The organism is Lentzea atacamensis, assembly GCF_003269295.1.
GTDB classification, from domain to species: Bacteria; Actinomycetota; Actinomycetes; order Mycobacteriales; family Pseudonocardiaceae; genus Lentzea; species Lentzea atacamensis.
The window spans coordinates 617,004-640,118 of record NZ_QLTT01000003.1 but is presented as its reverse complement, the minus strand read 5'-3'; the positions used below and the strand labels follow the sequence as shown (position 1 = coordinate 640,118).

22 protein-coding genes and 1 pseudogene are annotated in these 23,115 nt (G+C 69.5%); 15 read left to right on the top strand and 8 right to left on the bottom strand.

Annotation, left to right across the window (positions count from 1 at the left end):
• Nucleotides 1-15 precede the first annotated feature (15 nt).
• Nucleotides 16-216, bottom strand: a complete 201-nt coding sequence (locus tag C8D87_RS47690) for a helix-turn-helix domain-containing protein (protein WP_233442142.1) — start codon at nt 214-216, stop codon at nt 16-18.
• A gap of 9 nt (nt 217-225) precedes the next feature.
• Here C8D87_RS47690 and C8D87_RS47685 point away from each other — a divergent pair, with 9 nt between their 5' ends.
• Complete coding sequence (locus tag C8D87_RS47685) at nt 226-480, top strand: amidase family protein (RefSeq protein ID WP_233442141.1); 255 nt, start codon at nt 226-228, stop codon at nt 478-480.
• Here C8D87_RS47685 and C8D87_RS17270 read toward each other — a convergent pair.
• Genes C8D87_RS17270 through C8D87_RS17260 form a run of 3 tightly spaced genes read right to left on the bottom strand, consistent with a single transcriptional unit; the run spans nt 469 to nt 3,822 of the window.
• A complete protein-coding gene (locus C8D87_RS17270) occupies nt 469-1,428 on the bottom strand; it encodes a LacI family DNA-binding transcriptional regulator (RefSeq protein ID WP_112227426.1) in 960 nt (319 codons plus the stop codon). The genes C8D87_RS47685 and C8D87_RS17270 overlap by 12 nt on opposite strands.
• Nucleotides 1,406-2,764, bottom strand: coding sequence for an amidohydrolase family protein (locus C8D87_RS17265; protein WP_112227425.1), 1,359 nt, complete (start codon nt 2,762-2,764; stop codon nt 1,406-1,408). The genes C8D87_RS17270 and C8D87_RS17265 overlap by 23 nt, the downstream gene beginning before the upstream one ends.
• Nucleotides 2,761-3,822: an NAD(P)/FAD-dependent oxidoreductase gene (locus C8D87_RS17260; RefSeq protein WP_112227424.1), complete on the bottom strand. Its 1,062-nt coding sequence runs from the start codon at nt 3,820-3,822 to the stop codon at nt 2,761-2,763. Before C8D87_RS17260 ends, C8D87_RS17265 begins: the two co-directional genes overlap by 4 nt.
• Nucleotides 3,823-4,244: 422 nt before the next feature.
• On the opposite strand from C8D87_RS17260, the gene C8D87_RS17255 reads away from it, so the two are divergent.
• The 8 genes from C8D87_RS17255 (at nt 4,245) to C8D87_RS17220 (ending at nt 11,790) form a co-directional block, all read left to right on the top strand.
• Nucleotides 4,245-5,375 (top strand): agmatinase family protein, encoded by a 1,131-nt coding sequence (locus C8D87_RS17255; protein WP_112227423.1) that lies wholly within the window; start codon nt 4,245-4,247, stop codon nt 5,373-5,375.
• A gap of 35 nt (nt 5,376-5,410) precedes the next feature.
• Complete coding sequence (locus C8D87_RS17250) at nt 5,411-6,397, top strand: ABC transporter substrate-binding protein (RefSeq protein ID WP_112227422.1); 987 nt, start codon at nt 5,411-5,413, stop codon at nt 6,395-6,397.
• A gap of 130 nt (nt 6,398-6,527) precedes the next feature.
• Nucleotides 6,528-7,385 (top strand): ABC transporter permease, encoded by an 858-nt coding sequence (locus tag C8D87_RS17245; protein WP_112227421.1) that lies wholly within the window; start codon nt 6,528-6,530, stop codon nt 7,383-7,385.
• Entirely contained in the window at nt 7,382-8,155 is a 774-nt protein-coding gene (locus C8D87_RS17240) for an ABC transporter ATP-binding protein (RefSeq protein WP_112227720.1), read from the top strand. The genes C8D87_RS17245 and C8D87_RS17240 overlap by 4 nt, the downstream gene beginning before the upstream one ends.
• Complete coding sequence (locus C8D87_RS17235; RefSeq protein WP_233442140.1) at nt 8,152-10,446, top strand: sensor histidine kinase; 2,295 nt, start codon at nt 8,152-8,154, stop codon at nt 10,444-10,446. The genes C8D87_RS17240 and C8D87_RS17235 overlap by 4 nt, the downstream gene beginning before the upstream one ends.
• Nucleotides 10,443-10,880 carry a roadblock/LC7 domain-containing protein gene (locus tag C8D87_RS17230; protein ID WP_112227420.1) on the top strand — a complete coding sequence of 146 codons (438 nt, stop codon included), beginning with the start codon at nt 10,443-10,445 and terminating at the stop codon, nt 10,878-10,880. The genes C8D87_RS17235 and C8D87_RS17230 overlap by 4 nt, the downstream gene beginning before the upstream one ends.
• A gap of 3 nt (nt 10,881-10,883) precedes the next feature.
• On the top strand, nt 10,884-11,234 hold the full coding sequence (locus C8D87_RS17225) for a DUF742 domain-containing protein (protein WP_112227419.1): 351 nt from the start codon (nt 10,884-10,886) through the stop codon (nt 11,232-11,234).
• Nucleotides 11,218-11,790 carry a GTP-binding protein gene (locus C8D87_RS17220; RefSeq protein WP_112227418.1) on the top strand — a complete coding sequence of 191 codons (573 nt, stop codon included), beginning with the start codon at nt 11,218-11,220 and terminating at the stop codon, nt 11,788-11,790. The genes C8D87_RS17225 and C8D87_RS17220 overlap by 17 nt, the downstream gene beginning before the upstream one ends.
• A 19-nt stretch (nt 11,791-11,809) precedes the next feature.
• Here C8D87_RS17220 and C8D87_RS17215 read toward each other — a convergent pair whose 3' ends face one another.
• Nucleotides 11,810-12,448: a TetR/AcrR family transcriptional regulator gene (locus C8D87_RS17215; RefSeq protein ID WP_112227417.1), complete on the bottom strand. Its 639-nt coding sequence runs from the start codon at nt 12,446-12,448 to the stop codon at nt 11,810-11,812.
• A 134-nt stretch (nt 12,449-12,582) separates the two neighbouring features.
• Here C8D87_RS17215 and C8D87_RS17210 point away from each other — a divergent pair, with 134 nt between their 5' ends.
• From C8D87_RS17210 to C8D87_RS17200, 3 genes are read left to right on the top strand one after another with little or no spacing between them, the layout of a single operon-like run.
• Nucleotides 12,583-13,386, top strand: coding sequence for an SDR family NAD(P)-dependent oxidoreductase (locus tag C8D87_RS17210; RefSeq protein ID WP_112227416.1), 804 nt, complete (start codon nt 12,583-12,585; stop codon nt 13,384-13,386).
• Between the two features lie 5 nt (nt 13,387-13,391).
• Entirely contained in the window at nt 13,392-14,519 is a 1,128-nt protein-coding gene (locus C8D87_RS17205; protein WP_112227719.1) for a DUF5938 domain-containing protein, read from the top strand.
• Nucleotides 14,519-16,054, top strand: coding sequence for an acyl-CoA synthetase (locus tag C8D87_RS17200; RefSeq protein ID WP_112227415.1), 1,536 nt, complete (start codon nt 14,519-14,521; stop codon nt 16,052-16,054). The genes C8D87_RS17205 and C8D87_RS17200 overlap by 1 nt, the downstream gene beginning before the upstream one ends.
• A 66-nt stretch (nt 16,055-16,120) precedes the next feature.
• Here the strand turns inward: C8D87_RS17200 and C8D87_RS17195 are convergent, their stop codons facing one another.
• Nucleotides 16,121-17,140 (bottom strand): PQQ-dependent sugar dehydrogenase, encoded by a 1,020-nt coding sequence (locus C8D87_RS17195; RefSeq protein ID WP_112227414.1) that lies wholly within the window; start codon nt 17,138-17,140, stop codon nt 16,121-16,123.
• Between the two features lie 496 nt (nt 17,141-17,636).
• Between C8D87_RS17195 and C8D87_RS17190 the strand changes: the two genes are divergently transcribed.
• Nucleotides 17,637-18,968 (top strand): endo-1,4-beta-xylanase, encoded by a 1,332-nt coding sequence (locus C8D87_RS17190; protein ID WP_112227413.1) that lies wholly within the window; start codon nt 17,637-17,639, stop codon nt 18,966-18,968.
• Nucleotides 18,969-19,049: 81 nt separating this feature from the next.
• On the opposite strand, the gene C8D87_RS17185 is transcribed toward C8D87_RS17190, so the two are convergent.
• The gene (locus tag C8D87_RS17185; protein WP_170166459.1) at nt 19,050-19,940 is read right to left on the bottom strand and encodes a sulfotransferase domain-containing protein; all 891 of its coding nucleotides are present in this window, start codon (nt 19,938-19,940) and stop codon (nt 19,050-19,052) included.
• 97 nt (nt 19,941-20,037) lie between these two features.
• Nucleotides 20,038-20,364 (bottom strand): hypothetical protein, encoded by a 327-nt coding sequence (locus C8D87_RS48885; RefSeq protein ID WP_325049683.1) that lies wholly within the window; start codon nt 20,362-20,364, stop codon nt 20,038-20,040.
• A 105-nt stretch (nt 20,365-20,469) separates the two neighbouring features.
• Between C8D87_RS48885 and C8D87_RS45930 the strand changes: the two are divergent.
• A pseudogene (locus tag C8D87_RS45930) lies at nt 20,470-21,032 on the top strand (FAD-dependent monooxygenase); the annotation flags it as partial.
• 78 nt (nt 21,033-21,110) lie between these two features.
• Nucleotides 21,111-23,114, top strand: coding sequence for an ATP-dependent Clp protease ATP-binding subunit (locus tag C8D87_RS17170; protein ID WP_233440191.1), 2,004 nt, complete (start codon nt 21,111-21,113; stop codon nt 23,112-23,114).
• The last annotated feature ends 1 nt before the right edge of the window (nt 23,115 follow it).

Here is a 23,115-nt window from a genome sequence, read left to right as displayed (position 1 = left end):
AACGCGCTTCGGGTTTCACGAGTTCCTTCCGAGCGCGGCTTCGCGGAACTCCCTCGGCGAGACGCCGAACTCGGCGCGGAACAGCTTGCCGCAGTGGCTCGCCTGCGCGAATCCCCACTGAGCCGCGACGCTCGGCACCGGGCGGTGGGCCACGCCGGGATCCGCCAGTGCCCGGCGGATGCGGTCCAGACGCCGCCGGCGGACGTACCCGCACACCGTCTCGCCGTGGCGCTGGAACAGCTTGTGCGGAGCACGGTCCGCAGCAGCCCGCTGCTGACCGAGACCCGGATGATCTCGTTCACCTCGTTCTGCAACATCACCGGACTTCCCGCCGTCTCCCTGCCGGTCCACGCCTCCGCCGGCGGTCTGCCGGTCGGCGCCCAGCTCGTGGCCGGGCCGTGGGACGAAGCCGTCCTCATCCGGCTCGCCTCGGCACTGGAACCCGTTGTGGGCTGGACGGACCTCCGGTCAGGTACCTGATCCGCACGAGCCGCGGGCGATGAGCGTGGGTTGGAAGACGATCCTGACCGGGACCGCCGGCTCCTCGACGACGAGCTCCGCGGCCCTGCGCCCCATCTCGTACGCGGGCTGGGCGACCACGCTGATGCCGAGCGTGCTCGCCCACGGGAAGTCGTCCATGGTGAGGAACCCGATGTCGTCGGGCATTTTCAGGCCACGAGCGGTCAGTGCCGTGTGGACGGACACGGTCAGACGGCCTGTCGTGCACACGACGGTGTCGTTGCGGTGCAGCAGTGAGCCGACGGCGGCATCGACCTCGTCCTCGTTCTCCACGAGGACTTCCTCGGGTTCCGGAAGGCCACGCTCGACGAGTCCCTGCCGCAGCCCTGTCACGCGTTTGACCTGCGTCGGCCGATTTCGTCCGCTCACGACTCCCACTCGTGACCGGCCGCAGTCCGCCAGATGCGCGGCCATCAACTCACCAGCCGCGACGTCGTCAAGACTGACCGAGTGCAGGCCTGGCGGGTTGCGCGCGACGATCACGCACGGCGTGCCGTTCTCCGCCATTCGCCGTGCCTGGCTGTCCGCGGTCTCGTCGGCGGTGATGATCAGGCCGCGCACCCGTTGCTGGTCCATCGCCCGCACCTGGGCGGCTTCCCGGTCGGCGCGGCGATAGGTGTTGGCCAGCATGACCGGGCTGTCGCTGGCCGCGGCGACCTCGTCGATGCCCCGGATGAGGTCCAGGTAGAACGGGCTGCTCAGGTCCCGGATGATCACGCCGATGGTGCTCGACCGCCCGGCGAAGATGCTCCTGGTCAACGCGTTCGGGCTGTAGCCGAGACTCTCGGCGGCTTCCCACACCCTGGCGGCCGTCGACTCGGCGACGAGACCGCCGTTCAGCACGCGGGAGACCGTTGCCGTCGACACTCCCGCGTGTGCGGCGACGTCACCGATCGTGACTCGCTTCATCCGCGACCAGCCTGCCTTCCCGCACGACGATCCTGCCGCCGATCATGACGGTCCCGACATTCTCCAGCGCCGCCGGGTCGGTCACCACCAGGTCGGCGATCGCGCCCGGCACGATCCGGCCACGCCGGGGTGCCAGCCCGGGGAACGTGTCGGCGACGGTGGACGTGGCCATCGCGATCGCGGCGGGCAGGCCGACCACGCCCGCCCTGGTGGCCCGGTCGATCGCCAGCAGGATCGGGTCGTGGTGGCCTGCCGCGTAGTCGGTTGAGATGGTGTCCACCAGCCCGGCCTCGAACATGGCGTAGAGCAGCGGGATCATGTCCGGCCGCCGACCACGGAAACTGTCCAAAATGGACACGTCGATCACCACTCCGCGCTCCTTCAGCCGCTCCGCGTGGCCCAGAGCCTCCCGCGTGGTGAAGCTGGGGTGGTTGGAGTGCCCGGCGATCAGCCGCACGTCCGTCCTGGCGATGGCGGCAACCTGCGTCATCGATGCGGCCGCGTTGTGCACGAGCACCGGAACGTCCAGCTGCCGGGCCTGGTCAGCCGCTTCCGCCAAGCCGCGCAGCGCGACGTCGAACGCAGGCAGGACCACGCCCGACACGATCTCGCGCGCCTCGTCGACGGACAGCAGCCCGGTCAGGCCGGCGCCCGCCAGCGCCTCCTCGACGGCGGCACGGTCGAACGCCGACGTCCTGATGTGCCTGCCCAGCACCGCGACCTTCAGCTCGTTCGCCTGCAACGCCGTCACCGTCACGCCGGTGCGCCGCGCGACCTGCTCGGGGATGTACAGGTAGCTCGCCCCGCCACCGCCGAGCGTGTGCCCCGCGCCGATCTCGCCCAGCGCGACCGCGCCTTCGGCCACCGCCTGACGCGCGCTGAACGCCCGGTGCACGTCGGTCAGCCCGCCGCCGTCGGCGATGGTCGCCGCCTCCAGGCACGCGGGTGTGTTGCAGGAGGACGCCTTCACGTTGACCGGATGCGCTTCGTCGGTCGCGGCAACGGCTTCCGCGGTGATGAACCCGTCGACGCAGAGCACCGTGGTCGTGCCCTCCAGCAGATGCCGGTCGAGGTTCGCGTTCACCTGCTCGCGAGGCAGCGGTTCGTGGCCGCTAGGGAACAGCGGGCCGTACGCGGTGCCGTGCGTGTGGTTGTTGATCAGCCCTGGGATCACCAGCATCCCTTTTGCGTCAACGACTTCCGCCGACGGGTACGCTCCGTTCCCCGGCTCGACGATCTCCCGGACCGTGTCGCCCTCGACGACGACGTCGACCCCGCGCCGCGGTTCGGTGCCCCGGCCGTCGACCAGGTCGCAGCCACGCACGACGATCGTCATCGCGACTCCTCGAACCGCTCGAAGCGGAACGGCGCCAGCGCGTCCTCGCGGTCCTCACCGACCACCTCGTCGGCGACGAGCTCGCCCGCGTGCAGACACAACGTCACCCCGCTGTGCGACACGGCGAAGAAGTAGTTGCGCACGTCCGCGACCCGTCCGAGCACGGGCAGCCCGTCGCCGGGAATCGGCCGCTCCCCCGTGCGCACGCTCTCGACGGTCGCGGCCCGAATTCCCGGGTAGAGCGAGGCGGCGTCGCGCACCAGCTTGTCCACCGCCTCCTGCCCACCCCGGTCGACCTCGCTGGAGTGCAGGAGGATCCGGCCGCCGCCCTCCGGTCGCAAGTGGACGTCCGGGGCGTGCACGACCCTCGACAGCGGTACCGCGACAGGCGACGTGTACACGAGCACGCAGGGCAGGTTGCGCATCGGCAGCGCGAGTCCTGCCATCGCCGCCACCCCGGCCGCCTCGGGGCCCGCGCAGTTCACGACCGCGTCCGCGACGAGCACCCGCCCGGACTCCAGCCGCACGGCTCGAACCACGTCACCGCTCATGTCGAGCCCTGCCACGGCGTCGCCGGCCACCACGTCGATGCTTCTCGACAGCAGATGTGCGATCAACCGCCGCGGCTCCACCCACGCCTCGCCGGGGAAGTACGCTGTCCCGCCGGGAGGAAGCCGGTCCGGATCGATGCCCGGTTCCAGGTCCAGCGTCTCGGCCGGGGTCAGCCACTTGGCGTCGTAGCCGAGCGCGAGGAGAGCGTCGACCTTCGCCCGCAACGCCGCCTCGTCACCGCCCCATTCGATGCCACCTCCAGCGAAGTACCAGTCGCCGAGCGGGAACTCGGCCGCGAGCCGCTGGTGCGCCGCCATTCCCGCGACGTTGAGCTGGTGGTAGACGAGCGGTTGCTTGTTGCGCGAGTTGACCCACGAGAACGTCGCTCCGGACGTCCCCGCACCCGGCGCACCGGCGTCGACGACCGTGACCGTCGCGCCACGACGAACCAGTGCCGCCCCCACCGCGGCTCCGTAGACACCAGCACCCACCACGACGACTCGCATCTCGGCCTCCTGTGCTGTAACTAGTTTCATGTAACTAGTTACACGGTAGCTCCGGCAGTCGGCGAGGGTCAATGCAGCCGAGCGAGATGCCTGGTCGGGCGGGGCTTCGTCAAATCACCCGATTGGGCTCAAACATCGTAGTTCTGCGAACCGGAACCACATTGGCATGGACCATTCGTATGCCAAGTACGCAGGCCACGAGGATGCGCCGCGCAACGAGGACGTGAAGTACCGAAATTCATTGCTCCATTCGACAAACCCCCGCAGGACAGGAAGGGGTTGCGCACACGGCTAGGCTTGGCAACCTCAATTGATCCTGGATTCACCACCCTTTCCGGGTTGCATGACAAAGAACATCGGAGTCTCCGGGGACCTCCGTATTTCGGTACATCAAGAATGTGCACAGGAAGCGTGCAGACAAGATGGCTGAGACCGGTGGCAGACCGTTGCACGACAATTACGGCCCGGAGGCCCGCAACGCCGTTGAACGCGAGGCCCAGCTGCCGACGACCGGCTGGGAACGCGAGGTCGCACGCGGCCTGGAGCTCGGCCTCCCCGCCGCGGACTCCATTGTGGACAGGCGCATCCCGACGTTCTCACGCGGAGAGCTGCCGCACTTCGCGGGCATCAACACCTTTCTGAAGGCGCCGTTCGTGGAGGACGTCCGCACCTGCGGCGAGTACGACGTGGTCGTGCTCGGCGCGCCGTTCGACGGCGGTACCACCTACCGGCCGGGCACCCGGTTCGGACCACAGGGCATCCGGAAGATCTCCGCGCTGTACGGCCCGTACAACTTCGAGCTCGGCGTGGATCTCCGCGAGTCCATCACCATCGCGGACGTCGGCGACGTGTTCACCATTCCCGGCAACATCGAGAAGACCTTCGACCAGATCAGCAAGGCCGTCGGTCACGTGTACGCGTCGGGCGCCTTTCCGGTCGTGCTCGGGGGCGACCACTCGATCGGTTACCCCACCGTGCGCGGTGTTTCGGAGCATCTCCGGGGAAATCTCGGCATCATCCACTTCGACCGGCACGTCGACACCCAGGAAACCGACCTCGACGAGCGGATGCACACCACGCCGTGGTTCCACGCGACGGACATCCCGAACGTGCCGCCACGCAATCTCGTCCAGATCGGCATCGGCGGCTGGCAGGCACCTCGGCCAGGGGTGAAGGTCGGTCGCGAGCGCGGCACCACGATCATGACCGTGACCGACTGCGTGGAGATGGGCATCGAGGCCGCCGCGCAACGGGCGCTGGACGTGGCGTGGGACGGCGCCGAGGCGGTCTGGCTCAGCTTCGACGTCGACTGCCTCGACGCGGCGTTCGTGCCGGGCACGGGCTGGCCGGAGCCCGGCGGGTTCCTCCCGCGCGAGGTGCTCAAGTTCATCCAGCTGGTGGCCGCTCAGCCGCTCGCCGGCATCGAGGTCGTCGAGTGCTCTCCCCCGTACGACCACGCGGAGATCACGTCGTTGATCGCCACCAGGGTCATTTGCGACACCCTCGGCTGTCTCGTCCGCGCGGGCCATCTGCCCCGATCCGCGGGCGACTAGGCCTCCCCCACAACAGAATCTCACAGGAGTTCGGTTTGATTTCCCGCCGTATCAGCCGTTTCTCGGTCGCACTCGTGTTGCTGTGCGCCACCGCGTGCACCTCGACACCGACGTCCGCGGGCAAGGTGACGCTGGGGTTCAGCGCGTGGCCCGGCTGGTTTCCCTGGCAGGTCGCGCAGGAACAGGATCTCTTCCGCCGCAACGGCCTCGACGTCGAGCTGAAGTACTTCGACAGCTACACCGACAGCCTCAACGCCTTGTCGAGCGGTGCGATCGACGCCAACAGCCAGACGCTCAACGACACGCTCGCGTCCGTCAGCGGTGGCGCGCAACAGACGATCATCCTCGTCAACGACAACTCCACGGGCAACGACCAGGTGATCGCCCGCGAGGGCATCTCGGGCATCGCCGACCTGAAAGGCAAGAAGGTCGCCGTCGAGCAGGGCACCGTCGACCACTACCTGCTGCTGCTCGCGTTGACAGAGGCCGGCCTCTCGCAGAAGGACATCGAGCTGGTGCCACTCGCGACCGACGCCGCAGCCGCCGCGTTCGTCGCGGGCAAGGTCGACGCAGTCGGAGCCTTCGCGCCGTTCACGACCACCGCGCTGCAGCGCGCCGGCAGCCGTGCGATCGCGACCTCCGCCGAGTTCCCCGGTGCCATCCCCGATCACCTCGTCGTGTCCCGCGCGCTCGCGAAGGACCGCCCGGAGGCGGCGCAGGCATTGGTGAACACGTGGTTCGTCACGCTCGACTGGATCAAGGAGAACAACGGTCAGGCCATCGAGATCATGGCCAAGCGCGGTGGCGTGAGCGTCGGCGACTACCGGAGCTACGACGCGGGCACCACGATCTTCACCTTGCGGCAGAACATCGACGCGTTCACGCCGGGGGTCACGCCCACGCACCTCAACCACCAGGCGGGCCAGATCGCGGACTCCATGGTGAGCACCGGTCTCACGCCGAACCGGCCCTCGCTGGACGGGCTGTTCGACGATCGGTTCGTCAAGGCGGTGCAGAAATGAGGACCGCGCTGGACGCACTGCTCGACCACCCACAGGCCCAAGGTGGTGCACAGGTGAATATCCCGCTGGACGTACTCGCCAGGGCGGTGCCCGCACCGCTCCACCACCCGCTCCCCAGGGCGGTGCACACATGAGGACCGCCCTGGCCGACCGCACGTCCGACGTCCGAGCCACGTGGCCACCGCTCCCCCGCCGGACCCGCCCCCGCCCCACCCTCCTCACCATCCGCACCCCGATCTCCCGCCGCGCCGCGACCACGCTCACCGTCCTCTCCCTGGCCGTCCCGTTCACCGCCTGGGTGGTGCTCAGCGCGAGCGGTGCCGTGCCCGCCACCTTCCTGCCGTCACCGGGCGCCGTGCTGTCCGCCGGCTGGGAGATGGCGCGTTCGGGCGAGCTGGCCGTCGACGTGTGGACGACCACCCGGCGCGTGCTGGAGGGCTTCGGGCTCGCCGTGCTGGTGTCGGTGCCGCTCGGCATCCTGATGGGCACGTTCCACGCCGGGCAGGCGGCGTTCGAGCCGTTGATCGGGCTGCTGCGGTATCTGCCCGCGAGCGCGTTCATCCCGTTGCTCATCATCTGGCTCGGTCTCGGCGAACCCTCCAAGATCGCGATCCTGTTCATCGGCACGGTCTTCTTCAACACGCTGATGACCGCCGACGTCGTCCGTGGTGTGCCGCGTTCTCTCATCGACGTCTCCTACACGCTCGGCGCACGCCGCGGCGAGGTGCTGCGCAAGGTCGTGGTGCCGCACTCGTTGCCGGGCATCATCGACGCGGTTCGCGTCAACGCGGCGGCGGCGTGGAACTTCGTGGTGGTGGCGGAGCTGGTCAACTCCACGGCCGGGCTCGGCTACCGGATCGTTCGCGCGCAACGCTTCCTGCAGACGGACAAGATCTTCGCGGTGCTCGTCGTGATCGGCGTCATCGGCGTGATGATCGACGTGGCTCTGCGCCTCGTGCGCGCACGGGTGGGGCGGTGGGCCGGATGACGCTGGAACTCGTCGACGTCTCCATGGACTACCGCCTGCACGGCCAGCAGAAGCGCGCGCTCGACGGCGTCAGCCTCACGGTGTCTCCGGGTGAGTTCCTCTGCGTCGTCGGCGCGAGCGGCTCGGGGAAGTCGACGCTGCTGTCGCTGGTCGCCGGGCTCACGACGCCGACCGGAGGCGAGATAACCCTCGACGGTCACCCGATCACCGGGCCTGGACCCGATCGCGGACTGGTCTTCCAGACCGGATCGCTCTACCCGTGGCGCACGGTGGAACGGAATGTCGCTTTTGGACTCGAGCTGCTCGCGCTGGACACCGCCGAACGCGGCCGCAGGGTCGACTGGTACCTCGCCGAGACCGGGCTCGCGGGCGTGCGGCGGTCGCTGCCGCGCCAGCTGTCGGGCGGCCAGCAGCAGCGCGTCGCGATCGCGAGGGCGCTGGTCTGCGAACCCGACGTGCTGCTGCTCGACGAACCGTTCGGCGCTCTCGACGTGCAGACCAAGGAGGACATGCAGCTGTTGATCAGGCAGATCTGGCGGGACACGGGCACCACCGTGCTCATGGTCACCCACGACGTCGAGGAGGCCGTGTTCCTCGGCACCAGGGTCGTCGTGCTCGCGAGCGACCCCGGCCGTGTCGCCGCCGAGACCTCGATCCCGCTACCGGACGACAGGGGCCTCGCCACCAAGCGCACGCTCGCGTTTCTCAACCTGCGCGCGTCCATTGAGGACATGGTCCGCGCATCGCACCGCAGCGGGGTGACCAGGTGAGGCGAACGCTGCTCCACGGGCACTCCATCGGCCGGAAGCTCAACCTGCTGATCGTGCCGCCGCTGGTCGCGGCGGTGCTCGTGGCGGTGCCGTTCCTCCTCGGTCAGACCGGGACCGCCGGATCGGCCGCGGGGACGGCGGAGTCCGCACGGCAGGTGCGCGAGCTGGGGAACCTGATCTGGGAACTGCAACAGGAACGCGTGCTCACGGCCGCGCACCTCGCGTCTCCCGGCAACGACGCCGAGAGCCTGAAGCGCCAGCACGGCGAGGTGGACCGGGCGGCGGAGGGCGTGCGGGCCGCGCTCGAGTCCGCCATGTCCGACGAGCTCACGAACGCGTTGGTGCGACTGGGTTCGCTGACCGGACTGCGGCAGAACGCCCTGCGCGGCGGCGCGTCGTCCGACGGCGTCGCGCGGACGTACCACGCCGTCATCACCGCGGTCATCGACTCGCTGCGTCTCGTCCCGCAACAGACCGGCGACGCGGAGGGCACGCGACAGCTCACCGCGCTCGAAGCCCTGCTGCGCGCCACCGAGCAGCACTCGCTGGGCGACACCGCCCTGATCATCGCCGCGACGAGACGGCAGACCGGACAGGATCTGCTGAACGACGCCGTCATGCAGGCCCGCGCGTTCACCGAGCGGTTCGTGCAGCAGGCCGACGCGGAACACGCGGCACTGGTCGTGACGGTGGAGGAGGGAACGGAGGCTCGCCGGGTCGACGAGCTCGCCACCCGGCTGCCGAAGGAACCGAGCCCGTCGTTCGCGGCGGAGGCCCTCGGCGCGGTGGCCGCGCAGGGCGAGCTGCGCAAGGTCGCGCAGGACGAGGTCACCGACGAGATCGCCGCCGCGGCGGCGGCACGGGCGAGCCGCGCCAACGCCGTCGCGTGGATCGTGGGTGCCGGCGGTGCCGCCCTGTTCGTCCTGGTCGTGTGGCTCGTGATCGCCGTCCGCCGCTCGATCGCCAACCCGTTGCGCAACCTCACCGCCGCGGCGGGCGCGGTGGCCGATCTCGCCGGCCGGGAGCTGGTGCGCGTCACCGACACCGAGCGACCCGACGAGCAGGTGCCGCGGCTCAGCGCGATCGACGCGTCGTCCGGCAACGAGCTGGGCAGGCTCGCCGAGGCGTTCAACCGCGTGCAGGGCGTCGCGGCGCAGCTCGTGGAACGGCAGGCGATCACGCGGAACAACGTGAGCCTGATGTTCGCCAACGTCGCCAAGCGCACGCGCAGTCTCGTCGGCAGGCAGCTCGCCCTCGTCGACGAGCTGGAGCGCGACGAGCAGAACGAGCGGCTGCTCGCCAGCCTCTACCAGCTCGACCACCTCTCCACCCGGCTGCGGCGCACCGCCGACAACCTGCTCGTGATCGCGGGCACCCGCGAGGACAGCGGGCTGCGCGGCCCGATGGCGCTCGGCACCGCCCTGCGCTCGGCGCTGGCGGAGATCGAGGACTACCAACGCGTCCGGCTCGGCTCCGTCGGCAAGAGCACGGTGACGTCCACGCTGGGGACGGACCTGATCCTGTTGTTCGCCGAACTGCTGGACAACGCGACCTCGTTCTCACCGCCGGAGTCCACTGTGGAGGTGGACGCCACCCGCACGGCCGACGGGTCCTGCGTCGTGCGGATCGTCGACCACGGCATCGGGATGACCGAGGCCGCGCTGGCCGAGGAGAACCTGCGCCTGGTGGAGCGCGAGCGCCTGGACATCGCGCCGACCAGCGTCCTCGGCCTGTTCGTGGTGGGCCGGTTGGCGCGCAGGCACTCGCTCACCGTCGAGCTGCTCCCGACCGAGGGCGGCGGCGTCACCGCCCTGGTGACGGTGCCACCCGGCCTGCTGGCACTGGAGGACCCGCCTTCACGACCCCTGGTCATGCCACCGGCACCGTTGCGCACCAGGGACTTCGGCTGGTTCATGGACGAGACCACGACGACCTTGCCGGCCGTGAGCGACCAGCCCGACCACCTGTCGGGCGAATTGTCCACGGAGATCACGCTGGTGTCGACGGCCATCGCGCGCGTGGCGGTCGTGCCGCAACCCGTTCCACCGCCCGCGACCGCACCGGAGGGTGAAGGACGCGCGGGGCTGGCCCGGCGGGTTCCGGGCGCCAGCCTCGCACCGAGCCTGCGCACCGCCGAGCCGCCGGCCGCACCCGCTCCAGAGAACACCGCCTCCTGGCAACAGCGCGACCCCGCCGCCGAACGAGCCGCGCTCGACGCGTTCGCGAACGGCCTGGCACAGGGCGCCGCCGCCGGAGCAGGCACGCACACTACGAGAGAAGGCAGTGAATGACCGCGCTCCCCGCCGCACGGACCAGCGTCGAAGCACAGAACTTCAACTGGCTCGTGACCCGCTTCGCGCAAAGCACCCCCGGCGCCCTGGCCGCGATCGCCGTGTCCTCCGACGGTCTGCTCATCGCGACGTCGCCGGAGCTGGTGCGGGAGAACGCCGACCGGCTGGCGGCGATCACGTCGGCGATGCTGAGCCTCGCGGGCGGTGTCTCCGACTGCCACCCGCTCGGCCCGCCGGACAAGGTCATCGTCGAGCTGGGCCACGGATACCTCATGGTCTGCACCATCAGCATCGGCTGCGCCCTGGGCGTGCTCGCGTCCAAACAGGCCAGTCTCGGCACGATCGGCTACGAGATGGCGATGTTCGCCAACCGCGCCAGCTCCGTCCTCACCCCGCAGGTGATCGAGGAGCTCAAGTTCACGGCCGGGCGGTAGACCGTGCCCGACCCAGACGTCTCGCTGCTGCGGCCGTACCTGCTCACGTCCGGACGGACCGAGCCGATCGACCGCGATCTGGAGATCGAAACCCAGGTGCTGACCAGTGAGCTCGGCGCGGCGTCCCACGCGAGCCTGTCGTTCGAGCGCCGCGACATCGTGGCGCTGTGCACGAAGACCATGTCGGTGGCGGAGATCGCCGCGATCCTCGGGCTGCACATCGGTGTGGCCCGAGTCCTCGTGGCGGACCTGGCGGCGCTCCGGTACGTGGTCGTCCGCCGTCCCGCCGCCGGCCTCGCCAGCGATCCCGCCATGATCGAGAGGATCATCCGCCGCCTTGAAGCCATCAGCTGAGCCCCGCACCCCGACGCCGGTCAAGATCATCATCGCGGGCGGTTTCGGAGTCGGCAAGACGACAGCGGTCGCGTCCATCTCCGAAACAACGCCGCTGCGCACCGAAGCGGCCATCACCACGGCATCCGAGGACGTGGACCGCACCGCTCACGTCCCGGACAAGACCACCACCACCGTGGCGCTGGACTTCGGCTGCATCACGGTCGACGACGACATCAAGCTGTACCTGTTCGGCACACCGGGCCAGGACCGCTTCGGCTTCATGTGGCGAGACCTGGTGCTGGGCGCACTGGGCGCGCTCGTCATCGTCGACACCCGGCGCATGGACGACTGCTATCCGGCCGTCGACTACTTCGAGAAGACGGGTCTGCCGTTCGTCGTCGCCGTCAACCTCTTCGAGGGCAGGCTCAGCCACGCGGTCGAGGACATCCGCTGGGCGCTGGCGATCGGCGACCACGTCCCGCTGGTCACGTTCGACGCGCGCGTCAAAGTGTCGGTTCGCGATGCGCTGCTCACCGTGTTGCGAACAACGCTGGAACGCGTGACTGCCCGGTGAAAGGCTGTGGGTGCGCAGGCTAGCCGGCGTCGGTGACGAGCAGGTCCATGACAGCCGGAAGCTCGTCACGCAACCGCGCGACGGCCCCCGCGTCGCCGGCGAGGTGGTGCAGCAGCGCTCGCTGGAAGACGCCGTCGAGCGTCACGTAGGCGACCGCGGGCGAGCCCGCCGGCTCACCACCGCGCAGCTCCGCGTAGCGGCTGATCACCCGCCACACCATGGCTTCCCGATGACCGTCGATCTCCAGCACGTCCGCGCGGAAGGACTCGTCGAACAGGCTCTGGTTGCGCAGGTCGTACCAGAGCCGGTGCAGCGTCGCGTCCTCGGTGAGGGTGTCGAAGAACATCGCGACGAACCCGTCGCGCAGTTGCTCCGACGAGGTCGCGCCGGCCACCACCTCGTCGTACCGGGTCACGCAGACAACCTCGTACTGACGGACCGCCTCGGTGATCAGGTCGCGCTTGTCCGCGAAGTAGTAGTGCAGGACTCCGTGCGAGAACTCGGAGTTCTGCGCGATCTCGCGCAGGCTCGTCCGCGCGTAGCCCAGTTCGGCGAGGGTGTGCAGCGTCGCCACGGCGAGCTCGGTCCGCCGGGCGTCGAACTTGTCGACCTGCCGGCGGGCGATCCGGTCCTGCTTGCGCTCAGCGACGTCCGTCACGACTCGGATCCTATCGCCCGTCGCGCCCACCGCTGACCAGTCGTCCAAAAAACTTTGGACAGTTGTCAAAGAAAAACTTGACGACTGTCAAGCACTGGTTAGGGTGTGACCCAACTCACCGAGGAGGCGACTCAATGACGAGCTATCAGCTGAACGGTCGGAAAGCCCTGGTCACCGGGGGCGCGCGCGGACTGGGTGCCGGCATGGCGCAGGCCATGGCCGCAGCTGGTGCGGCGGTCCTGATCGGCGACGTGCTGGAGGACGAGGGCAAGCAGACCGCCCAGTCGTTGCGCGACTCCGGGGCGACGGCGGAGTTCGTGCCGTTGGACGTCACCGACGACGCGAGCTGGGCCACGGCGGTGAGCACCGCGGTCGACGCGATCGGCGGGCTCGACATCCTCGTGAACAACGCGGGCATCGAGATCACCAGCCTGATCACCGAGCTCGACCCCGACGACGTCCGCAGGATGCTGGACGTCAACGTGCTGGGCACCGCCCTCGGGCTCAAGCACGGGCTGCGCACCATGCGTCCCGGTGGCGCGGCGGGCAACGGCGGCTCGATCATCAACGTCGCGTCCGTCGCGGCCACCATCGCCTTCCCCGGCATCAGCGTGTACTCGGCGACCAAGTCCGCCATCGACCGGCTCACCAGGGTGGCGGCCGCGGAGTCGGGCAAGCTCGGTTACGGCGTGCGGGTCAACTGCATCTACCCCGGCCTCACGCCCACGGCGATGGGCAACCAGCTCGCGGTGGACTGTGCAGAACTCGGTCTGTTCCCCTCACCGGAGGCGGCGGCCGGAGCGGTCGTGGAGCTGACCCCGCTCGGACGGCTGGGCCAGGTCGACGACATGGCCGACGCGGTGGTGTTCCTGGCGTCCGACGCGTCGAAGTTCATCACCGGAGCGGGTCTTCCGGTCGACGGCGGAATGGGGATGTGAGCGTCGTGCCCACGGACAAGCCTGTTGTCGTTTACGGCGCCTCCGGCTACACCGGCCGCCTGATCTGCGAGTACCTGCGCGAGTACGGGGTGCCGTTCCTCGCCGCCGGCCGCGACGGCAAACGCGTCAAGGAAGCCGTCGACGCGGTGCCCGGTGTCCAGACGGTCGACCACGAGATCGCGGAGGTGGAGCACACGGAGGCGGCGCTGACCGAGGCGTTCACCGGGGCCAAGGTCGTGCTGAACACCGTCGGCCCGTTCTCCCGCTACGGCCACGAAGCGGTGCAGGCGAGCCTGAACGCCGGTGCGCACTACACCGACACCAACGGCGAGCAGGACTGGATGATCGACGCCGAAGCGCGGTACGGCGCCGAGTTCGCGAAGCAGGGCCTGCTGCTCTCCCCCGGCATCGCGCAGATGTACACGGTGGGCGAGATCGCCGCGCAGATCTGCCTGGAGACGCCGGGACTGGACACTTTGGACATCGGGGTGTTCTGGAAGGGCTACCCGACCGTCGCCTCCACCAACACGATCCTCACCAACGCCGCGTTCGCCAAGGCGTACTACCTGGAGCAGAACGAGTACGTGGAATGGCCTGCGGACGCCGGGCTGTACGAGCTCGTCGTGCCGGGGCAGCACGAACTGGGCCTGGCACTGCCCTGGGGCGGTACGGCACATCCGGTGTGGTTCAAGAAGGATCCGCGGGTGGCGTCGGTGCGTGCGCTCGGTGGTGTGTTCAACCGGCCGTTGATGCTCGGTGTGCCGCAGATCGTCACCGCCGCTCTCCAGCAGATGGAAGGCAAGTCGGACGAGGAGAAGTACCGGATCGTCGACGAGTTCTCCGCGCAGGTGCGCAGCGAGATGCCGCCCCGCGAGAACCCCAGGACCAACATCTCGCTGGACTCCGTGCACGCTTCCGGCCCGCTCGGCCGCGCGCACTGCGTCATCCACGGCAACTGCAACTACAAGCAGACCGCGTTGCTCAACGTGCACGCCGCAGCGCACCTGTTGCAGGACGCGCCCCGCCGCGTCGGGTTCGCCTCCGGCTGCCAGGCGTTCGGCCACCGGGAGCTGCTCGGCGCGCTGCGGTCGTTCGGCCTGGTGCTCGACCCGATCGTCGAAGTGCACCGCTGATGCGGCTCTGCGACTACCTGGACAAGGGCGCGTCACTCGGCGGTGATGCGCCGTGCCTGACCATCGGCGGCGTCTCCACCAGCTACGCCGAGGTCCAGCAACGCTCCCGCGCCATCGCGGGAGCGTTGCAGGGCAGCGGAATCAGCCCCGGCGACCGCGTCGCGGTCCTCTCCGCGAACGACCCGCTCCCCCTCACGTGCGTGTTCGGCATCTCCCGCGCGGGTGCCGTGTGGTGCCCGGTCAACCCCCGCAACGAAGCCGCGGAGAACCGGGAGCTGCTCGAGTTGTTCGGCTGCCGGTGCCTGTTCTTCCAGTCGCGGTTCGCGCCGCTCGTCGAGCGCATTCGCGGCGACCTGCCCGCACTGACCACGCTGGTGTGCCTGGACGGCGAGGCCGAGGGCGCCGTCACGTTCACCGCGTGGCTGGAACGGCACGGCAGGGAGCCGGACCCGGTGACCGTCGCCGACGACGATCTCTGCGTGCTGGCCGGCACCGGCGGCACGACCGGGCGGCCCAAGGGCGTGCGGCTGACGGGGCACAACCTGGAGACCGCGACCGCGCTGACCCTGATGAGCTACCCGTTCGGCGACCGCCCGCGCTACCTGGCACTGGCCCCGCTCACGCACTCGGCGGGCGTCCTCACGTTCCCGATCATGACCAAGGGCGGCGAGACGGTGATCATGCCGGCGCCCGACCTCGGCGAGTTCCTCCGGCTGATCGAGCACCACCGCATCACCCACGCGTTCCTGCCGCCCACCGTGATCTACGGCCTGCTCGACCACCCCGCCCTGGACTCGGCCGACCTCAGCTCGCTGCGCTGTCTCTGGTACGGCGCAGCGCCGATGTCCCCGGTGCGGCTCACCGAGGCACTGCACCGGATCGGGCCGGTGATGGGCCAGCTGTTCGGCCAGACCGAAGCGCCGAACATGATCGCCACCCTCGCCCCGGCCGACCACTTCCTGCCCGACGGCTCGATCGCCACCGCCCGGCTGTCCTCCGCGGGCAGGCCGACCCCGCTGACCCAGGTCGCGATCATGGCTCCGGACGGCGCCCTGCTGCCTCCCGGCTCGCGCGGGGAGATCGTCGTCCGGGGGCCGCTCGTGATGGCCGGCTACCACGAGAACCCCGCCGCGACGGCCGAGGTGAGCGCACACGGCTGGCACCACACCGGCGACATCGGCTACCTGGACGAGGACAACTACCTCCACATCGTCGACCGCGCCAAGGACATGATCATCACCGGCGGGTTCAACGTGTACTCGGCCGAGGTCGAGCAGGCGCTGCAGGCCCATCCCGCGGTCCAGGACAGCGCCGTCGTCGGCCTCCCCGACGACAAGTGGGGCGAGCGGGTCACCGCGGTGGTGCAGCTGCGCGCCGCCGGGCACGCCGACGCCGACGAGCTCGCCGCGTTCGTGAAGGAACGGCTGGGCGGCGTGAAAACGCCCAAGCAGGTGGAGATCTGGCCGGACCTGCCGCGGTCCAAGGTGGGCAAGGTCCTCAAGGCGGAGATCAGAGAACGGCTCACCAGGAGCTGAAACTCGCGGTTTCGCGCGGCCGGCAACCTCCGCCTCGGCACTTCGAGGCGGAGGTTGCCGTGTTCGTCAGCTCGTCGTGCTGACGATCCGATCGTCACCGGGCCGGGTGCTGCCGCGCCCGTCGCGGTTCGACGTCGAGAACCACAGCGTGCCGTCCGGGGAGGACGCGACCCCGCGCAGGCGGCCGTAGGTACCGGAGAACAGCGCCTGCGGCTGGCCGACGCCACCGTTGGCGGTGACCGGGATCTTCCACAGCCGCTGTCCGCGCAGCGCCGCCATGTAGAGGTTTCCGTTGTGGAAAGCCAAACCGCTGGGCGAGGCCGTCGCGGTGGACCACGTCAGCAGCGGGTTCACGAACCTGGGGTCGTTGCAGGAACCCTCGCAGGTGGGCCAGCCGTAGTTGCCGCCGGCCTGGATGCGGTTCAGCTCGTCGAGCCGGTTCTGCCCCAGTTCGGCGGCGTACATCCGGCCGGCGGTGTCCCAGGCCAGACCCTGCACGTTGCGGTGGCCCAGGCTGTAGACCAGTGACGAGGTCGGGTTGCCCGGCGCGGGCCTGCCGTCCGTCGTCATGCGCAGGATCTTGCCCGCCAACGAGCTCGGGTTCTGCGCGTTGGCGGTGTTGCCGGCATCGCCGGTACCCGCGTAGAGCAGTCCGTCCGGACCGAACGACAGACCGCCACCGTTGTGGATCGTCCGGCCGCGCGGGATGCCGGTCACGATCGGCTGCGGTGTCTCGCCGATGCGGAACCTGGCGATTCGATTGTCCGAAGTGGACGTGTAGTAGACGAACACGTACCGGTCGGTGGCGTAGTTCGGCGACACGGCGATGCCCAGCAGGCCGCCTTCACCCTCCGCCGCGACGCCGGGGATGCGGGCCACCTCGCGGGTCGTCCCGTTGCTGACGGACAGCACGCGGGCCGAGTTGCGTTCGGTCACCAACGCCGAGCGATCCGGCAGGAACGCGATGTCCCACGGTACGACCAGGTTCGTCGCCACGTCGCGCTCGAGGGCGGCAGCGGTCCCCGGTGTCAGCGACAGCCCCATGGCCACTGCCGCTCCGACCAGCAGACCTTCACGAAATCCCATGCATGCCTCCTTGTAGACGCAATGTCGGCGGCGGCGGCAGCGCGAGAACTCAGTCGTATGTAAGCACCGTGAGAGCGCGCCCAACACCCTCGGCCGTAGGGTCGCATGCACGTTCGATCGATTTCGACGCTGCGTTCGCGGCATCGGCGTTTTCGAAACTTTGCCAAGTAACGCCGTCGCACCTCCGTGTTGAAACCGTTGTCATCCCAGCGGATTTCCCCTGCGAACCTGGCGATTCACCTGCACTTTCACCAAAGCGGCAAGATCGGCCTCACCGACTTCCCGATGGACGTCGACCTGAACACCATTGCGGGAGCGGCACAGAAGTAGTCCTTGATCGGCCGAACTTCTTCGGTCAATACTGCTCAGCGCTTCACCTCGGACGGCATGTGGACAAGGCGCGATCCCGGCCGCCCGCACGGAGCAGAACTCAACTGTTTCTCCCAAAACCATTCCCACCCGCGGTCTTGCGGGTGCTTCTCAGAAAGCGCCGAACATGACACTGACACCGAAGTCAGTCGCGCGTGCCGCGCTCGTGTCATCCCTGGTCGCCGCCGCTGCCGGCACCGCGATCCTCGTGGCGTCGCCCGCCAGTGGCGCCGCCTCCACCCTCGCCGCGGCGGCCCAGCAGAGCGGCCGCTACTTCGGCACCGCGGTCGCTGCGAACAAGCTGAGCGACTCGACCTACGTCGGGATCCTGAACCGCGAGTTCGACATGGTCACGGCCGAGAACGAGATGAAGATGGACGCGACCGAGCCGAGCCAGGGCCGCTTCACCTACGGCAACGCGGACCGGATCGTCAACCACGCGCGCAACCAGGGCAAGCGGGTGCGCGGGCACGCGCTGGCGTGGCACTCCCAGCAGCCCGGCTGGATGCAGAACATGTCCGGTACCGCGCTGCGCAACGCGATGCTCAACCACGTCACACAGGTCGCGAGCTACTACCGCGGCAAGATCTACGCCTGGGACGTGGTGAACGAGGCCTTCGCCGATGGCAGCAGCGGCGGGCGTCGTGACTCGAACCTGCAGCGCACCGGCAACGACTGGATCGAGGCCGCCTTCCGCGCGGCCCGTGCGGCCGATCCGGGGGCGAAGCTCTGCTACAACGACTACAACACCGACAACTGGTCCCACGCCAAGACGCAGGGCGTGTACCGGATGGTGCAGGACTTCAAGTCCCGCGGTGTCCCCATCGACTGCGTCGGCTTCCAGGCGCACTTCAACAGCGGCAACCCGGTGCCGTCCAACTACCACACCACCCTGCAGAACTTCGCCAACCTCGGCGTCGACGTCCAGATCACCGAGCTCGACATCGAAGGCTCCGGGAGCTCTCAGGCCCAGCAGTACCAAGGCGTCACCCAGGCCTGTCTCGCCGTCTCGCGGTGCACCGGCATCACCGTGTGGGGCATCCGCGACAGCGACTCCTGGCGTGCGTCCGGCACCCCGCTGCTGTTCGACGGCAACGGCAACAAGAAGGCCGCCTACACCTCCGTCCTCACCGTGCTGAACGGTGGTTCGAGCACCACCCCGCCGACGACCACGACCACCACGCCGAACCCCGGCGGCTGCACCGCCACGTACGCCGAGGGCGAGAAGTGGAGCGACCGCTTCAACGGCCAGGTCACCGTCTCCGGCACGGACAACTGGGTCGTGACGGTCACCGTCAGCTCGCCCCAGCGGATCATCGCCACCTGGAACACCAACCCGACGTGGGAAACGGCCGACGTGATGACGGCACGCCCCAACGGAAACGGCAACACGTTCGGCTTCACCATCATGCACGGCGGCAACTGGAGCTGGCCCAGCATCTCCTGCCGGGTCGGCTGATCAAGCCGGCAGGGCCCCGGTGGCGGCCGGGGCCCTGCCCCTGTCATGAGCCAAAGCTGTTGGCAGGACTTGAGATCCCGGCTACGGGCGGTGGAGCCACTCGGCGAGGTCGGGTGGGGCCAGCTCGGCGACGCGGCGGTGGTAGCGGTCGAGCGCGGCGGAGTCGAGCAGGCCGCGCCACTGGCCGCTGGTGCCGGAGCGGAAGAAGTTCTCGTTGCTGCGCCACAGTTTGTGGTCGACGCCGGGAGCCAGCTCGTCGGCGCGGCCTCGCATGTGGTCGAAGGTCGCCGCGGCCGCCAGTTCGGTGATGCGCTCGTCGCTGATCTCGATCGACAGCACGCGCGCCAGGCGCCGCAGTTCGCCCGGCAGGTCGGCTTTGAGGTCCGCGTAGTGGAAGAGCGCCACCTGGGGCTCGTCGCGGCGCTCCCAGAACGTGCGCACGTGGTTGACCAGGTTGGCCAGGGTCACGCCGAACGAGGTCGTGTCGTTGACGAGGTCCGAGTCGGCCCACAGCCAGAACCGGTCGATCGGCTCCGGCGCCGGGGGCTGGGCCACCTCCGGGTCGAGCCCACCCGCGGGGATGGCGTCCGGATGGATGTTGGCCGTGGCGTTCTCGAAGGACAGCATGACGTCCCTGGGGTCGCGCCCCACGCAGATGTAGGTCACGTCCTCGTGGAACGGCAGGCCGTCGAGCGGTGTGTGCGTCTTGATGAACCGCCGGTGCTGCTGGCTCTCCAGCATTGCCAGCGTCGCGGCCGTGTCGTAGGTGGTCGCGTCGAACCACGGGGAGATCTCCGTGAGCGGCCGGCCGAACTCGGTGTCGTCGAAGATCAGCAACGCGCACAGCATCTGCATCCAGGTCGTGCCGCACTTCGCAGGCGGGCTCAGCACCACGTCCCCTGACCGGAACGGGAAGCCCTCCCACAGGGCGCTGTCGGAAACCACGGTCTGATACCGCCGCAATGCAGCCATGTCCAGCTCCCCCACCGTCGACAGATGCGCGCGACTCAAGGGTGCCACGCTCCACCGCGGTGTCGAGCCCCAGACGCCGCAACTCCGGGGGCTCGGTTCACCAGGGGTCCTCCCTGAGCCAGCCCTCCGGTGGCCCTTCTTCCTGACGGTCACCAGCCCGCCTCGACGGCGCATTGCCGCGCACGGGCAGTGCCAGCGTCGCCGCGCCGGTTTCGGGTGCGGGCAACAAGAACGGCGGCAGAGCGCGGATCACTCCCTCGTTCTGCCGCCGCATGTACACGTCGCGCAGCTGGTTGCGCACGTCGGCCGTCGCCTGACGCACGACAGCGGTGATCGCGCGCGCCAGATCGTCCTGCTTGGCCTGCTTGGTGATCGGCGACAGTTCGTGCTGCAGCAGGCCGGAGTGGTCGACGGTGGCGCGCACGTCACCGTGTTCGGTCTGCGCGGTGCCGCGGACCGCGGCGACCTGCTTCTCCGCCCACTCCTTCGCCTGCTGACGGCGGTCCGCCGTCGCGACGCCCTCCTCGCAGGCGGACAGGACCTGAACCTGGGCGTCCAGGACGCGGTCAACCTCGGCTGGAAGCTGGCCGCGCAGATCCGCGGCTGGGCGCCGGACACCTTGCTGGACACCTACGAGACCGAACGTCACCCGGTCGCGGAAGACGTCCTGAACAACACCCGCGCCCAGGTCGCGCTGCACTCCGCCGAACCGGGTGCGCGGGCTGCTCACCGAGCTGATGGACCTCGACGAGGTGAACCGGCACCTGATCGAGAAGATCACCGCGATCGGCATCCGCTACGACTTCGGCGCGGGCCCCGACCTGCTCGGCCGCCGCCTGCACGACGTCGGCCTGACGCGGGGCCGCCTCTACGACCAGCTGCGTCAGGGGCGCGGCCTGGTGCTCGACCGCACCGGACGGCTGACCGCCGAGGGCTGGTCGGACCGGGTCGAGCTCATCACGGATCCCGGCACGGCACTGGACGTTCCGGCCCTCCTGCTGCGCCCCGACGGACACATGGCGTGGACCGGCGAGCCAGCAGGACCTCGACGACCACCTCGCCCGCCGGTTCGGCGAGCCGGCGGGCGCCTGAACCCCTGACCTGTGCTCGGGTGCCAAGAGGCGGAGGATCGGAGAGGGAGGCCCTTCGACCGAGTGGAGGTGGCACGCGGTGGGCGACGACTGGGTGTTCGGCTTCGGGCCCAACTCGTTCGAGGACTTGGTCGGAAAGCTGTTCGGAGGGCTGGGCCAGCCCCAGTCCGCGACGCGGCGCACGGACCACTTCGGCCGCGACCTCACCGCCGCGGCACGGGACGGCCTGCTCGATCCGGTGATCGGCCGGGAGGACGTCATCGACGAGGTGCTGGAGGTGTTGTCGCGGCGCACCAAGAACAACCCCGTCCTGATCGGCGATCCGGGAGTGGGCAAGACCGCCATCGTCGAGGGCATCGCGGCACGGATCGCGAGCGGCGACGTGCCCGCCACGCTGAGCGGCAGGAGGCTGATCTCGCTGGACCTCGCGGGCATGGTCGCCGGCGCGAAGTACCGGGGCGAGTTCGAGGAACGGCTGCAGAGCGTCGTCGAGGAGGTGGCCGCGACCAACCGGATGGTGGTCCTGTTCATCGACGAACTGCACACCGTGGTGGGCGCGGGCAGTGCCGAGGGCGCGCCGATGGACGCCGCGAACATGCTCAAACCCGTGCTCACGACCGGACGGCTGCAGGTCATCGGCGCCACCACGGCCGAGGACTACCGGCGGCACGTCGCGAAGGACGCCGCGCTGGAGCGGCGGTTCCAGCCGATCCTGGTCGCCGAACCGTCGGCGGACGAGGCCATCGCCATCCTCCGCGGCCTGCGTCACCGTTACGAGATGCACCACGGCGTGCGCATCACGGACGAGGCGATCGTGTCCGCCGTGGAGCTGTCGGCCCGCTACGTCACCGACCGGTTCCTGCCGGACAAGGCCGTCGACCTGGTGGACCGGGCGGGTGCGCGGGTCCGTTTGCGGGAGAAGTCGGCCATGCCACCGGATCCGGTGCGGCTGGAGCAGCGGGTGAGACGGCTGGAACGCGAAAGGGCCGCCGCGGAGGGTGAGGACGCGTCGTTCCTCGACGCCGAGCTCGACCGCGCGGTCGCCGACCTGGAGGCCGCTCGCGCCGCACTGGCCGACGCGCCGGAGGTCGGGGCGAACGACGTCGCCGAGGTCGTGTCCCGCAGCACGGGCATCCCGGTCGCCCAGCTCACCGAGGCGGAACGGCACCGGTTGCTGCACCTGGAAGAGCACCTGCACCAGCGGATCGTCGGGCAGGACGAGGCGGTGGAGGCGGTCTGCGACGCCGTCCGCCAGGGCCGTGCGGGCCTCAAGCACCCGCACCGGCCCGTCGGCTCGTTCCTGTTCCTGGGTCCGACCGGGGTGGGCAAGACGGAGGTCGCCCGAGCGCTGGCCGAGGCGCTCTTCGGTTCGCAGGACCGGCTGATCCGGTTCGACATGAGCGAGTTCTCCCAGCAGCACACGGTCACGCGGCTGATCGGCGCGCCACCGGGATACGTCGGCTACGAGGACGCCGGTCAGCTCACCGGCGCGGTCCGGCGCGTGCCGTACTCGGTGCTGCTGCTGGACGAGATCGAGAAGGCGCACTCCGACGTCTTCAACACCCTGCTGCAGGTGCTCGACGCGGGCAGGCTGACCGACGCGCAGGGACGAACCGCCGACTTCGCCAACGCCGTGATCATCATGACCAGCAACATCGGCGCCGACCAGCTGCTCGCCGCGGCCACCTCGGGTGTCCCGGTCGAGCAGCTGCGAGGGCCGTTGATGGCCACGGTCCGCCGCTACTTCCGCCCGGAGTTCCTCAACCGCCTGGACGAGATCATCCTGTTCCGCGGGCTGGACGCCGGCCAGCTGCGGCAGATCACCGCGCTGCTGCTCGAACGCACCCGGCAGCGGCTGCGCGACCAGAACATCACGCTGGAAGTGGACGAAGAAGCCATCGACTGGCTCGCGTCACGCGGCTACGTCCCCGAGTACGGCGCCCGTCCGTTGCGCCGCACGATCGGCAGGGAGCTCGACCGGCGCCTGTCCCGCGCGCTGCTCGCGGGCGAGTTGCGCGGCGGGCAGCACGTCGCCGTCACGGTCACCGAGTCGGACCTGACCCTGACCATCACCGATGGTTGAC

Bases quoted from the DNA above. Each gene is read 5' to 3' on its own strand.
- C8D87_RS17265 (WP_112227425.1), bottom strand. From the start codon at position 2,764: ATGACGATCGTCGTGCGTGGCTGCGACCTGGTCGACGGCCGGGGCACC.
- C8D87_RS17260 (WP_112227424.1), bottom strand. From the start codon at position 3,822: ATGCGAGTCGTCGTGGTGGGTGCTGGTGTCTACGGAGCCGCGGTGGGG.
- C8D87_RS17185 (WP_170166459.1), bottom strand. From the start codon at position 19,940: ATGGCTGCATTGCGGCGGTATCAGACCGTGGTTTCCGACAGCGCCCTG.
- C8D87_RS17195 (WP_112227414.1), bottom strand. From the start codon at position 17,140: ATGGGATTTCGTGAAGGTCTGCTGGTCGGAGCGGCAGTGGCCATGGGG.
- C8D87_RS17210 (WP_112227416.1), top strand. From the start codon at position 12,583: ATGACGAGCTATCAGCTGAACGGTCGGAAAGCCCTGGTCACCGGGGGC.
- C8D87_RS17200 (WP_112227415.1), top strand. From the start codon at position 14,519: ATGCGGCTCTGCGACTACCTGGACAAGGGCGCGTCACTCGGCGGTGAT.
- C8D87_RS17190 (WP_112227413.1), top strand. From the start codon at position 17,637: ATGACACTGACACCGAAGTCAGTCGCGCGTGCCGCGCTCGTGTCATCC.
- C8D87_RS17245 (WP_112227421.1), top strand. From the start codon at position 6,528: ATGAGGACCGCCCTGGCCGACCGCACGTCCGACGTCCGAGCCACGTGG.
- C8D87_RS17230 (WP_112227420.1), top strand. From the start codon at position 10,443: ATGACCGCGCTCCCCGCCGCACGGACCAGCGTCGAAGCACAGAACTTC.
- C8D87_RS17255 (WP_112227423.1), top strand. From the start codon at position 4,245: ATGGCTGAGACCGGTGGCAGACCGTTGCACGACAATTACGGCCCGGAG.
- C8D87_RS17270 (WP_112227426.1), bottom strand. From the start codon at position 1,428: ATGAAGCGAGTCACGATCGGTGACGTCGCCGCACACGCGGGAGTGTCG.
- C8D87_RS17240 (WP_112227720.1), top strand. From the start codon at position 7,382: ATGACGCTGGAACTCGTCGACGTCTCCATGGACTACCGCCTGCACGGC.